The sequence below is a fragment of the Mycobacteroides franklinii genome (assembly GCF_002013895.1).
Taxonomy (GTDB): domain Bacteria; phylum Actinomycetota; class Actinomycetes; order Mycobacteriales; family Mycobacteriaceae; genus Mycobacterium; species Mycobacterium franklinii.
Genome location: NZ_MAFQ01000005.1, coordinates 300,112 through 312,510 on the forward strand (window position 1 = coordinate 300,112; position 12,399 = coordinate 312,510).

Sequence of the window (12,399 nt, forward strand, 5' to 3'; positions counted from 1 at the left end):
CTATGAGGTCTTGTCATCCATGCGCTGTGGCTTGCCGCGGCGGACGATGTGCTCATGACGAACGTGCGATGGAACGTATTGATCGAGGAACAGGTCGGCTCGAGGGAGTACCGGGAATGGCAGTTGACGGCGATCCGCGCGGCCGGCGACGAGCGCGACGCGGCCGAACGGCTCGCTGAGAAACTCTCGTCGTCGTACGCCCCGCGGCATCCCATGAGCCCTCAGGGCCGCGCGCGCTTCCGCACGGTCGACGGCTGGGTGGTTGTCGTCGATGGCGCGATGAGTCAGTTCCGATTCCGGCTCACGGTCGCCGAGCGCATACCCGACTAGGAAACCCCGGCGTCGTGGCTCTCCCAGTGCTTCTCGCGCAGCACACGCTTGAGGATCTTGCCCGCACCGGACAGGGGGAGTTCGTCGACGAACTCGAAGCTACGCGGCACCTTGTAGTTGGCGATGTGCTCGCGGCAGTGCTCCGTCAGGTCGTCCCCGCAACAGTCGGCTTCGGCCTGTTTGACGACGACGGCGTGCACGCGTTCACCCCATCGTTCGTCGGGGATGCCGATTACCGCGCAGGCCGCCACCGCCGGGTGCTTGGCCAGCGCGTTCTCTACCTCGGCCGAGTAGACGTTCTCGCCGCCGGTTACCACCATGTCCTTGATGCGATCGACGATGAAGACGTACCCGCGGTCATCCATTCGTCCGGCGTCGCCGGTGTGCATCCACCCGTTCCGGATGGCGGTAGCCGATTCCTCGGGGAGCTCCCAATAGCCGAGCATGACGTTGTCGCCCTTGACGATTACCTCGCCGATCTCACCGCGCGGCACCTCGTTGTGGTCCGGGTCGACGATCCTCACCTCGCAATGTGGAGCCGCGCGTCCCGCCGAACGCAGCAGTGCTGGGTCGTCGTGATCGTCGGGAAGGAGCAGTGTTGCCACGGGCGACACCTCGGTCATGCCGTAGGCCTGGGTGAATCGGGCATTGGGGAACACGCGCTTGGCGCGCTGCAATACCGCCTCGGAGATCACCGAGGCTCCGTAGATGATGGTGCGGATTCCGCTGAGGTCGAGCTGAGCGGCTCCCGGATGGTCCACCAGCATCTGAATCATGGTGGGTACCAACAGCATGTCCTGCACATCGTGTTGGACGATCGTATCCAGCACCCCCTGCGGTGTGAACGATGGGACGATCACATGGGTAGACCCGGATAGGTTCCCCGCCATCACGGCGCTGAAGTCGGCCATGTGGAACATCGGCGCCGAATGCAGCAGTCGGCCGCCGCGCGTCAGGAAGTTACCGGTGGACAGTGACCCCATCGCGGAGGTCAGCACGTTGTTGTGAGACAACATCACGCCCTTGGGATTTCCGGTGGTGCCGCCGGTGTAGAAGACGCCGAGCAGACTGTTGCCGCCGGCGCGGGTGTCCTGGATCGGATCGTGTGCGGAAAGGAGATCCTCGTACCCGATCATGTCCTCGGGTACCGGACCGTCACCGCAGTAGACGATGGTGTCCAGGCATGCGCAGGCCGCACGCAGCGGCGCGGCGGCGGCCTTGAACGCGTCGTCCACCAGCAGTACCCGGGTGCCGGACTCCCGCAGGGAGTAGCCGATCTCGGCAACGCTCCACCGGATGTTGACGGCGTTCAGTGCGGCGCCCAACCACGGCACCGCGGTGAGGTACTCGACGTAGCGGTCGGAGTTCAGGGACAGCATGCCGACGCGATCTCCGGGCTGGACACCGTGGGCTCGAAGCGCCGCGGCCAAGCGGGCGACACGGTCGGCGAACTGCTCCACGGTGCGCTCCCGACCCTGGTGGATCGTGATGGGGCGGCTCGGGTCCTGCTGCAAGGCACGGTGCAGCCACTGGGTGAATTGCATATACCGATCCTGCCGTTCCGGAGCGCCGGGGGTGCGGGTTTCGTCGAGCTAACGGGCAACCTTCAGTGTCCCGGTACGATGGGCGCAGGGGCAACAGGTGGCGAGGGGGAATCGTGTCAGCAGGTGTGCCGATATTGGCGGGCCTTGGCTTCTTCGCGCTGGTCTTCGGCGGGTTGTGGTTTCTCTTGGCCAGGATGCGCAAGAAGCGAATTGCCAAGCTGGCATCCTGGGCTCAGACACAGGGCTGGACATACACACCTGACGATCAGAGCCTGGTGGCGCTATCCGAGGGCGAGCCGTTTAGGCAGGGGCACAGCCGCACCGCGCAAGATGTCTTCAACGGCTCGATCGGCGGACACGACTTCGTGTCCTTCCAGTACTCGTACAAGGTGACCACCGGTTCGGGCGAGCAACAGAGCACACAGACCTATGAGTTCATGGTGACGGCCATCGTCACACCGCCGTCGTCATACCGGCTGGAGATCAAGCGCGAGGGCGTGTTCGCGGGACTGGCTCGCGCCGTTGGCTTTACGGATCTGGAATTCGAGTCCGACGAGTTCAACAAGAAGTTCAAAATCAAGGCCACACCGGAACGGTTCGCCTATGACGTGCTCAATCCGCGCACCATGGAACGAATGCTGGCCGATCAAAGGTATTCCCAGCCTTTGCGATTCGAGAATGGCCGGTTGTTGACGTGGCGCCGGGGCAAGCTCGACGAACAAAGGATCACCGGCGAGGTGCAGTACCTGATCGATACTCTCGAACCCGTGCCTGCCTACGCGTGGGAACAACACTAGGAGAAGGAAATGACCCCAGTTCTGATCGTGAGCGTCATCGCAGTATTCATTGCCCTGGTGATCGGACTTTGGCTCCTGACCACGTACAACGGGTTCGTCAGAATTCGCAATCTGGTGCAGGAGGCGTGGAAGCAGATTGGCGTGGAGCTGCAACGCCGACACGACCTCATTCCCAACCTCATCGAAACAGCCAGCGCGGCAGCCCAGTTCGAGAGGGACACGCTGCAGCAGGTAACCGCTGCCCGGAACCTCGCGCGCGAGGTCTCGGCGACGCATCAGGGGGTTGCCGCCCAGTCACAGGCCGAGCAGCAGCTTTCCGGGGCGTTGGGGCGGTTCTTCGCCATCGCCGAGAGCTACCCGCAGCTGCGGTCGATTCAGAACTTCGTGGCACTGCAGAGCGAGCTGGCCAACACCGAAGACCGCATTGCCGCGGGCCGGCGTTTCTACAACGGCAATGTGCGGGCGCTCAACACCAAGGTGCAGACGGTGCCGTCCAATCTCGTCGCGGGGTGGTTCGGGTTCACTGAGGCCGAGTACTTCGAGCTGGACGATCCGCAGGCGCGGAACGTGCCCAATATCCGAGGGGCCTTCGACCGTCTGAACCCACCACCGCAACAGCAGTAGTAGTTGATGGTTGTGCTGAGCCATGGGAGCGGCGATGAGTTTTTGGGTGCAGCGCTGTCGATACAGGTGAAACGGTGGAAATGCCGCCGTCCTGTATCGAGGAGAACCGATGTCCCGCATGTTGTTCGTCAACATTCCCATCGCCAACGCCGCGGCCAGCCGCAAATTCTTCGATCACCTCGGTTTCTCCTTCAACGACCAGTTCTGTGACGAGAACACCCTCTGTATGGCGATCAACGAGCAGAGCTGGGTGATGATGCTGGAGGAAGACCGATTCCGCGGATTCATCGCCGATGACATCGCCGACACCTCGAAGAATCGCGAAGTACTGCTGTGCGTTTCGGCTGACAGCCGTGACGGGGTGGACGAGCTGACAGATGCGGCACTGGCAGCCGGCGGTGTGGATTGGATGCCGGCGCAGGAGCTGGGCTTCATGTACGGGCGCTCGTTCCGCGACTTGGACGGCCACGTATGGGAGGTCAGCTGGATGGACCCGGCGCACCTGCAGTAGCTACGCGCGATCGGTGATGCCTTACGTAGAGTCTTCCTCTGGAGTCACACCGGCTCGCTCTACGTAAGGTTCACATGACACACAGGATTCTCGGGGTGCCCGTCGCAGTAGCGGTGTTCCTAGCCGCCGGCAGCGCGGGCGCGTCGCCCGCATACGCGAGCGACGCCTTCACCCCCGGATCGCCCAACGGCATTGATAGTTACTTCCCGCAGGACGGCAACGGCGGCTATCGCGTCACCCAGTACGACCTGACGCTGCGCGTGGACCCCGAGACCACCGACGTACACGGCACGATGGTGATCAGTGCCGCCGCCACCCAGAATCTGTCGAGCTTCAACCTGGACTTTTCGGATCTGGGAACCGTGACGGCTTCGGTGGACGGCCGGTCCGCCGCCACCGAGTTCGGCGGGGAGCACGAAATGACCGTCACGCCGGAGAAGGGCATCCGCAGCGGCAGCTCCTTCACCACCACGGTCGACTACACCTTCAACGAGCAACAGGAGGCGCGAAAGCGCGGTCTCGGCGCGTTGCCCGGCTGGGTCCGCAGCACCAGCGGCGGCTATGCCAAGGGCGGGGAGCCTGATGGAGCCGAGAACTGGTATCCGTCGAACAACACCCCGGTGAACAAGGCTCCGTTCAAGCTCACGGCGACGGTGCCGTCCTCGTGGGTTGCGGTGGGCGGTGGCAGGGAAGGGCAGGCCGTCGAGTCTGGTGGCTGGACCACCAAGACCTGGAATGAGCCGAATCCCGTTGCCATGTACCTGGTTCCGTTTGCCGTGGATCACTTCTCGGTGTTCCGGTCCACCTTGCCCAGCGGCACTCCCGTCGTGAGCGCGTTTGCGCCCGACGCCGGTTCGGGCAATGCCGAGGCACGGCTGCCTGAGATATTGGGCTTCCTGGAGTCCAAGCTCGGCAAGTACCCCCACGTGGCCGCCGGCGGCATCTTCGCCGACCCGATCCGTGAGGACATCGCGTTCAGCGCCCTGGAAACTCAGACCCGCCCGTACTACACGTTCAGCCGGGATGTCGAGGACGACAAGCGACTTGCGGTGGTGGTGCACGAGAACACCCACGAGTGGTACGGCGACGTGGTGTCGGTCGAGCAATGGCGGGACATCTGCCTCAATGAGTGCTTCGCCTCCTATCTGCCGTGGATGTGGTCGGAGGAGAAGGAAGGCAAGTCGATCGACAAGCACTACCGCGAAACCGTCGACAAGGTGTGGGACGACGACAAGGTCTGGGGAAACCTGCTTTACGACATGTGCCCGGGCGGCACGGAATGCAGCGCGGACCAGGTATTCAACCCGTTGGGCGTGTACGGCAAGGGACCGCTGGCGCTGCATGCACTGCGGCGCACCATCGGGGACAAGGCATTCCTGCAGATCCTCCGAACCTGGCCGTCCGAACACAAGTGGGGCAACGCCACCTGGCCGCAGTTCGAGGCGTACGTGCAGAAGGTGACGGGTAAGGACCTGTCCGGGTTCTTCACTGCCTGGTTCCACAGCGTGACCCGGCCCGCGGACCAGTACTTGTTCCCCGGGAGCCTCGCCCAGCGGTAGCCGGTTGGTCGCCGAGGCGGCTAGTCGAGGAGTTCGGTTGGTAGACCGAACTTTTCAAACAACGAGAGGTCGAAGAAGCACACCACGTGCGCCACGCCGTCTGGGGTGACGTCCAGAACGTGCATCTGGAACGGACGGTGCACCCCGTCGCCCTCACGCATGTAGAGACCGACGGCGGGCTGACCGTTGGCGGACGTTTCGATGAGACGCATATCGCCGGCCTTTTCGGCGGGGCACTGTTCCTTGATGAGTGCGGCGATGCTCGGCCCGCCCCGATACCAACCGGTGAACGGCGGCATCTCCCAAATCGCCTCGGTGGTAAACATTTTCGCGATCGCATCGACGTCGTAACGTTCGAACGCGTTGATGTATTGGCGAAGCTGTTCCCGCAGCATCGGGTCCTCGGGCTCCAACAGGGTTTCCTCCTGTGGCGACACCTCCTGCAGCTGAGCGCGGGCACGCTGCAACAGGCTGTTCACCGCGGCGGTGCTGGAACCGATCGCGTCGGCGACCTCCTGAGCCTTCCACTGCAACACCTCGCGCAGCACCAGCACCGCGCGCTGTTTGGCGGGCAGATGCTGCAATGCCGCGACGAATGCCAAGCGCACCGACTCTCGTGAACCCACGATGGCAGCGGGATCGGTGGCATCGTCGGGCAGTGGTTCCAGCCACGGGATCTCGGTGCGCTCATCTAGTTCGTCGAGCGGATCGGCGCTGGGGGCTCCCAATCCTGTCGGCAGGGGCCGGCGCTGCTTGCCCTCCAGCGCCGTCAGGCAGGTATTGGTCGCGATACGGTACAGCCAGGTGCGCACCGACGACTTGCCCTCGAACCGGTCGTACGCCTTCCACCCGCGCAGGTAGGTCTCCTGCACCAAGTCTTCGGCGTCGTGGATGGACCCCGTCATCCGATAGCAATGGGCCAGAATCTCGCGCCGATATTGTTCGGTGTGCGAAAGAAATTCATCCTCGATGGCTTGTGCCGTCACGGCCGCGAGAATAGTCCGGTCCACCGACACATGTCAGGTGGTTAGGCCGGGTTGACGTGCACGGGTAGCTCGTCATCCCAGGGCTGGCGGTTCACCATATCGGCCACCCGCACGTAGCCACTTTCAAATTCGCCGGTGGCAGCATCGACAAGCCGATATTGCTGGGTCTGCCGATGGATGGGTTGGGCGTCGAGCAGCACGATGCGGACCTCGCCCGGTTCGAACTGGCAGCGTTCCTGCATCGCGGCGATCAGCTGCTCGTTGTGCATGTGTCCATCCCCGAAGTTCCAGCCGATGGCGGTGCTGCAGATGCGTTCGCCATCGGTGATGACGTAGTCATCTTCGTTCTGCCCCGCCATGGCGCGATGCGCGAGCGTGAACATGGCCCGCCCATGTGTGTTCATGGCACGGAACGCGTAGCCGATGTACATGAGCAGCGGCGCTTGCTCGGTGCCGTAGTAGCGCTCCATCTGTGCCTGCGGCATGCTCGCGATGGCGACGATCCCCTTGTCGATCTTCGCGCTCGCCGACGGTTTGACGCACCACAATGTGGTGTCCCAGTTTCCGGCGTAATACCGCATGCCTGGCAGGAAGGAGATCTTGCGGGGCAACAGGTTTCCGGCGACGACGACACCAGCGCTGAGCGCGAACAGGAGCAGCACGGGCACGGGGTGCGCCATGTCGCCCAGGCCGACGTTCGCATGCGCGACGAACAGCGACAGCACGCCGAAGATCATGAATACGTTCCACTCCAGCGGCACGCCCATCGGGATGGCGGTCAGGATGCCCAGGTGAAAACACACCATGACGATGGCCGCGGTGGTGGTTACCCAGCCGCCATGGCTGAAGAACAGTGCGATCGGCACCAGACCTTCGACCGCGGTGCTCACGTGTGCGACAAAGCGTGACAGGCGCCCGGGACGTAGGTCATCGGGGAACTTCTCGAAGAATGCGCGCTTGAGCCGCTTGGCGCGGATGAGCGGGTTGTTGGACATCATCGTCGAAATGACAAAGGGGAAGTGGTGGTTGAGCTTTGAGGTCGCCGCGCCGATCCAGATGACAAGGAAGATGAGTTTGGCGGCCACGATCATGTCGGCCCCGGTGAACAGGAAGGTCACGGTGAGCGTGCCGTACACCTCGCCGCGGGCTGCCAGGAAGATCACCTTGTCACGTAGGCCGGTGATGGCCAGCAGCCCGAGGATGGTGGCCGTCTGCCAGGTGGGCAGCAAGCCGGCTGCGGAGGGCTGGGACAGCAGGGCGAACAGGACCATGCCCAGGAAGGCGGCGTAGAGCACGATATCGACAGGGGTGCGTCCCGATCCCTTGGTGAGCGGGATGCGGGGCCAGGGAGGCAAGCGAATAGTGTTGGGGCGCAGCCAGTACAAGATGGAGCCCAGGGGCGGGAAAAAACGGTTGTTGAGTGGTCCGAACCCACATCCGAGGCCGACGACCTCGAAGAGCATGGTGTAGAGCACCACCTTCTGGAAGACGACGGGTGCGGAGTATTCGGTGAGCCCGAGTCCGTCCGTCGAGACCACGGCGAATAGCCAGCCGCCCAAGACGTATAGGCCGATCTTCAACACATAGAACAGGTGCAAGGCGACCGGCGTCCCGAAGCCCACCTCGGCCCAATGCCGGGCCATGGGGCGGATCTTCTCGGCGCGAGTTCCCTTGCTCCATTCGGCGACATCGACGACGGGCAGCGTGGGCTTGAGGAATCCCATGCGCCCACACTAGAACGTGTTCTAGTTGATGTTGGCGGGTTCGGCAGTTCCGTAGAGTTTCCATCGTGAGCGGATCTCGGGTACAGCGCGCCTTCGACGGCGCCGACAACGTGCGGATCGTCTACGACACCTGGACGCCGGCGGGATCACCGCGCGCGGTGGTGGTGCTCTCCCACGGATTCGGCGAACACGCGCGCCGGTACGACCACGTCGCCCGGCGATTCAATGACGCCGGATACCTGGTCTACGCCCTGGATCACCGCGGTCACGGCCGATCGGGAGGCAAACGCGTCTATCTGCGGGACATCTCCGAGTACACCGACGACTTCGGCACCCTGGTCGACATCGCGGCGCGTGAGTACCCCGATCTCAAGCGGATCGTGCTGGGGCACAGCATGGGCGGCGGAATCGTCTTCGCCTACGGTGCGGACCACCAGGACCGCTACGACCTGATGGTGCTCTCCGGGCCGGCCATCGCCGCCCAGGTGGGGCTGCCGTACGTGCTGACGCTGGTGGCTCCGGTCGTGGGACGCCTGGCGCCCGGGCTGCCGGTGACCAAGCTGGATGTCAACGGGATCTCGCACGACCCGGCGATCATCGCCGCGTACAACGCCGATCCGCTGGTGCACCACGGCCGGGTGCCGGCAGGGATAGGGCGTGCGCTGTTGGGCGTGGGCAAGACGATGCGGCAGCGCGCCGCCGGTCTCAAGCGTCCGGTACTGACCATGCACGGCGGGGACGACCGGCTGACGGCGCCGGAAGGCAGTCTGTGGCTGGCCGAATCAGCGCCCGATGCGACGCTGAAGATCTGGAACGGCCTCTACCACGAGATCTTCAACGAATTCGAGAAGGACCTCGTGCTCGACGAGGTCGTCGGCTGGATCGACGCCCGCCTTTCCTGATTCCCGACACGCCATTCCTGACCGCCGACACGCCGCGTTCTGCGCTGACTACTCGACGAATGCGTCGAAAGACGGCGTGTCGAAGAAGGGCTGTTAGCGGCGCATGTCCGACAGATCGCGGAAGTCGTGGGTGTGCGCACCGGACTGCCAGTCGATCCAGTGTTCCCAGCGCCGCATCTTGCCCTTCTGCCAGCGCCGATCTACCGCAGGCACGGCATGACGCGCGAGCTCGATTGCGGCGACAAACGGGAAACGTGCGACGAGCGCCGCGGTGCCCAGCCAGCCGTTGGGTATCCGATAGAGCCTGCGGTTCCACGGCAGCATGAACAGTCGGGTGAATCCGGCCTGGAGTTGCAGATGGAACAGTCCCCGCAGCCGATTGGCCGGTGACGAGCCGGGACTCGGCGTGAAGGACGGGACGAACGACTCGACGAGTTCGCGTGAGGCTTCTCCGCCGTCATAGGCACGGGTGGCGTCGAAGTGGTAGAGAATGCGTACCGCGTCGGCGACCGTCTCGGGATAGATGTCATCACATCGCACTCCGAGTAGATACCCTAGATATCGGCAAAAATGCAGGGCCGCAATCATTTCCGATCGTGTGGTGAGATAGCCGACGGCCCACAACCCGAGTCCGGGCGCCACACTGCCTGCGATGAGCGTCAGCAGCATCTCCGATTGGCTGATGGGCTCACCCCATTGTTCGCGGCGCCATTCGGGATGCTTGCGGACCCCGCGGCGTACCGAGACGTGCATGACGCGGATCTTCATGGTGATCTGCCGGGCAACCGAGTACCGGTCGAGGGCGGCACCGGGCCGCGCGCACTCCAGCCACCACCTGCTGGTCTCCAGATGGCGGTGCATCGCGCCTTGCCCCGCGTAACCGCCCGCCAGGGAGAGCGGGGTTGCCAGCCAGCCCTCGGTGTAGGTGTCCATGGTGCCGGCGTTCGCGATGGAGCCCATGTCGTAGCCCCACCGTCTCCACACCGCGGCCCCGGCCTCGATGAGCTCCGGGTCGGCCCAGGGTGGCAGCGTGTCGAACTCTGTGAACAGCGCCCGCATCGATTCCGGGGCGTCTTCTACGGCGTCGATTCCCTCGCTGAGCGCGCGATCAAGCAGGGCGCGGCCGCGCTCCGGGCCGATCTGCCCGTAGTAAACCTCTTCCACGAAGCGTTCGGCGACCGGATCGGTTATCCACAGGCCCGCGCCGTATTGGCGCACCACGTCCTCCGAGGGAGTGAGATCGAACCCGGTCCAGCGGCGAAGGGCATTGCGCACCTTTGTGTGCGCCGGTGCGGGGTGCGAGAGATTCTCCGCGTAAGCCGCAGGCAGTACGGCATTTTCCTGCAGGGTCACGCGGCCTCCACTGTCTCTCGATGTCTCATGTGTGGCTAATCGAAACACAACCCGAACGAATTGACAACCATGGTTGTCAGAATGCTTCCGGCGCTTGCTGCCGCCGTCTGTCGTCGCCCTCGCCTAACCTGGCCTTCGTGACAGAGGACAAGCAGCTCTCGCGGATCGCCGCCCTGCTCCGTCAGGCCGAGGGCACGGACAACGCGCACGAGGCCGAGGCCTTTATGGCGGCGGCGCAGCGACTGGCCACCGCCACCTCCATCGATCTGGCAGTTGCCCGAGCGCACTCGGCCAAGCGAGACGCCCAGGCGCGGCCCACCCAGCGCACCATCACCATCGGTGAGGCGGGCACCCGCGGCCTGCGGACATACGTCAATCTTTTCGCGTTGATCGCCGGCGCGAACGACGTCACCTGTGATGTCGCGTCCAACTCCACCTATGTGTATGCCTACGGCTTCGCCGAGGACATCGACGCCGTGCACGCGCTCTACGCCAGCCTGGTAGTCCAGATGGTCAGGGCTTCGGACGCCTACATCAGCTCGGGGGCACACCGCCCCACCCCGACCATCACGGCCCGCCTGAACTTCCAGTTGGCGTTCGGCACGCGGGTGGGGCAGCGGCTGACCGATGCGCGCCAGGAGGCGCGGGCCGAGGCCGTCAAGACCGAGAAACGTGGCACGGGGACCGAACTGGTGCTGCGCGATAAGGACATTGAGCTGCGTGACTTCTACAAGGGTGCCTCGATGGCGCGCGGGCAGTGGCGTGCGGTGAGTGCGCAGGCCGGGTATTCGTCGCATGCCCGTCGTGCCGGTGATCGTGCGGGCCGACGGGCCAAGCTGGGCGCGAGCCCGGAATTAGCCGGTGCTCGAACGGCATTGGACAAAAACTGAGTGATCAGCTGCGCCCTCGCGATACGCAGCGCGCCAAGGTGTACGCGGCCGAAGAGTTCGTGCGCACCATCTTCGAACGGGCGGCCAGCCATAGCCAACGCGATATCGACTTTTTCGGTACCAGGCTGACACTCCCGCCCGAGGCGCGTTTCGCTTCGGTCGAATCGGTGCAGCGCTATGTCAATGACGTGCTGGCTCTCGTGGGCGGTAGATGGTCCGCCGGGCCCGTCACGGTGCGTGCCCGGCGCGGTGCGACGGCGGCCCACTACGAGCGCGACGGGGATCGAGCGGCCATCGCCGTCCCCGACGATCGCAATGGAAGTGCTTGGGCCATGCGTGAACTGGTGATCCTGCACGAACTCGCACACCACCTGTGCCCGCAGGACGGTCCGGCGCACGGACACGACTTCGTGGTGCTGTATCCCGAGCTGGCGGGGCTGGCGATGGGGCCGGAGGTCGAATTTATTCTGCGGACGGTCTATGCCCGCGAGGGTGCGCGCTAGCGCACGACGGCGATCGCCAGCCCGTCCCAGCCCTTGACGCCCACGGTCTGCAGCGCGGTGGCATCCAGACGTGGATCGGAGCCCAGCCGTTCCAGCGCCTGGCGGGTTCCTTCGGCATTCGGGCCCTCCTCGGAGATCCAGCGAATGACGTTGTCCACGACGATGACTGCTCCCGGTTGAGTCAGACGCAGCGCCCAGTCCAGATAGCCCGGGTTGTTGGACTTGTCGGCGTCGATGAACACCAGATCAAACGGGCCCTCGACGGCGGGCAGTGAGTCCAGGGCAGCGCCCACCACAACCTGTACCCGGTCCCCGAGACCCGCCTCGATCAGGCTGGCCTGGGCGACGGCGGCGTGCTTGGGATCGAATTCTAGGGCCACCACCGCACCCTCGGGTCCGACTGCCTTGGCGAGCCACGCAGTGCTGTACCCGCCGAGCGTCCCGACCTCCAGTACCCGGTGGGCCTTGGCGATCGTGGCCAGCAGATACAGGAACTTGCCCTGTGTCGCGGAGACCGCGATATCCGGCAGCCCGCCGTCCTCCTGTGCCTGCCGAATGTGGTTCAACTCGGCAGCGTCGGTAGCGACGGTGCGCTCCAGGTAGTCGTCGATCTTTATCCAGCGGGTGTCTGCCTCGGCCATGATTCGACACTACGCCGCATGTAGACCGTGGCGCA

General features: G+C 64.4%; 12 protein-coding genes and 1 pseudogene. 8 read left to right on the forward strand and 5 right to left on the reverse strand.

The features are described from left to right. Positions 1-54 precede the first annotated feature (54 nt). Positions 55-330, forward strand: a complete 276-nt coding sequence (locus B4393_RS08360) for a hypothetical protein (protein WP_078333718.1) — start codon at positions 55-57, stop codon at positions 328-330. Here B4393_RS08360 and B4393_RS08365 read toward each other — a convergent pair. Then, positions 327-1,877, reverse strand: a pseudogene (locus B4393_RS08365) (acyl-CoA synthetase); the annotation flags it as partial. The gene B4393_RS08360 and the pseudogene B4393_RS08365 overlap by 4 nt on opposite strands. A gap of 110 nt (positions 1,878-1,987) precedes the next feature. Here B4393_RS08365 and B4393_RS08370 point away from each other — a divergent pair. From B4393_RS08370 to B4393_RS08385, 4 genes are all read left to right on the forward strand, one after another. Further along, positions 1,988-2,671: a DUF3137 domain-containing protein gene (locus B4393_RS08370; RefSeq protein WP_078333720.1), complete on the forward strand. Its 684-nt coding sequence runs from the start codon at positions 1,988-1,990 to the stop codon at positions 2,669-2,671. Between the two features lie 9 nt (positions 2,672-2,680). Beyond that, positions 2,681-3,295: a LemA family protein gene (locus B4393_RS08375; RefSeq protein ID WP_078333721.1), complete on the forward strand. Its 615-nt coding sequence runs from the start codon at positions 2,681-2,683 to the stop codon at positions 3,293-3,295. Between the two features lie 109 nt (positions 3,296-3,404). Beyond that, complete coding sequence (locus tag B4393_RS08380; protein WP_070937968.1) at positions 3,405-3,806, forward strand: VOC family protein; 402 nt, start codon at positions 3,405-3,407, stop codon at positions 3,804-3,806. Positions 3,807-3,880: 74 nt separating this feature from the next. Then, positions 3,881-5,365 carry a M1 family metallopeptidase gene (locus B4393_RS08385; RefSeq protein ID WP_078333722.1) on the forward strand — a complete coding sequence of 495 codons (1,485 nt, stop codon included), beginning with the start codon at positions 3,881-3,883 and terminating at the stop codon, positions 5,363-5,365. Positions 5,366-5,385: 20 nt separating this feature from the next. Here the strand turns inward: B4393_RS08385 and B4393_RS08390 are convergent, their stop codons facing one another. After that, positions 5,386-6,351, reverse strand: a complete 966-nt coding sequence (locus tag B4393_RS08390; RefSeq protein WP_078333976.1) for a sigma-70 family RNA polymerase sigma factor — start codon at positions 6,349-6,351, stop codon at positions 5,386-5,388. A gap of 41 nt (positions 6,352-6,392) precedes the next feature. Then, positions 6,393-8,075, reverse strand: a complete 1,683-nt coding sequence (locus B4393_RS08395; protein WP_078333723.1) for a DUF3556 domain-containing protein — start codon at positions 8,073-8,075, stop codon at positions 6,393-6,395. Between the two features lie 65 nt (positions 8,076-8,140). Between B4393_RS08395 and B4393_RS08400 the strand changes: the two genes are divergently transcribed. Further along, positions 8,141-8,977, forward strand: coding sequence for an alpha/beta hydrolase (locus B4393_RS08400; RefSeq protein WP_078333724.1), 837 nt, complete (start codon positions 8,141-8,143; stop codon positions 8,975-8,977). Positions 8,978-9,070: 93 nt separating this feature from the next. Here B4393_RS08400 and B4393_RS08405 read toward each other — a convergent pair whose 3' ends face one another. Then, positions 9,071-10,330: an oxygenase MpaB family protein gene (locus B4393_RS08405; protein WP_330359273.1), complete on the reverse strand. Its 1,260-nt coding sequence runs from the start codon at positions 10,328-10,330 to the stop codon at positions 9,071-9,073. Between the two features lie 137 nt (positions 10,331-10,467). Between B4393_RS08405 and B4393_RS08410 the strand changes: the two genes are divergently transcribed. Together B4393_RS08410 and B4393_RS08415 are read left to right on the forward strand one after the other, a co-directional pair. Further along, on the forward strand, positions 10,468-11,220 hold the full coding sequence (locus B4393_RS08410) for a DUF2786 domain-containing protein (RefSeq protein ID WP_078333725.1): 753 nt from the start codon (positions 10,468-10,470) through the stop codon (positions 11,218-11,220). A gap of 8 nt (positions 11,221-11,228) precedes the next feature. Continuing rightward, positions 11,229-11,723, forward strand: coding sequence for a TIGR04338 family metallohydrolase (locus B4393_RS08415; RefSeq protein WP_078333726.1), 495 nt, complete (start codon positions 11,229-11,231; stop codon positions 11,721-11,723). On the opposite strand, the gene B4393_RS08420 is transcribed toward B4393_RS08415, so the two are convergent. Then, the gene (locus B4393_RS08420; RefSeq protein ID WP_078333727.1) at positions 11,720-12,364 is read right to left on the reverse strand and encodes an O-methyltransferase; all 645 of its coding nucleotides are present in this window, start codon (positions 12,362-12,364) and stop codon (positions 11,720-11,722) included. The two genes, B4393_RS08415 and B4393_RS08420, sit on opposite strands and share 4 nt — an antisense overlap. Positions 12,365-12,399: the final 35 nt, after the last annotated feature.

Coding starts and splice junctions, on each gene's coding strand:
- B4393_RS08395 (WP_078333723.1), bottom strand. CDS start 8,075: ATGGGATTCCTCAAGCCCACGCTGCCCGTCGTCGATGTCGCCGAATGG.
- B4393_RS08360 (WP_078333718.1), top strand. CDS start 55: ATGACGAACGTGCGATGGAACGTATTGATCGAGGAACAGGTCGGCTCG.
- B4393_RS08380 (WP_070937968.1), top strand. CDS start 3,405: ATGTCCCGCATGTTGTTCGTCAACATTCCCATCGCCAACGCCGCGGCC.
- B4393_RS08375 (WP_078333721.1), top strand. CDS start 2,681: ATGACCCCAGTTCTGATCGTGAGCGTCATCGCAGTATTCATTGCCCTG.
- B4393_RS08385 (WP_078333722.1), top strand. CDS start 3,881: ATGACACACAGGATTCTCGGGGTGCCCGTCGCAGTAGCGGTGTTCCTA.
- B4393_RS08420 (WP_078333727.1), bottom strand. CDS start 12,364: ATGGCCGAGGCAGACACCCGCTGGATAAAGATCGACGACTACCTGGAG.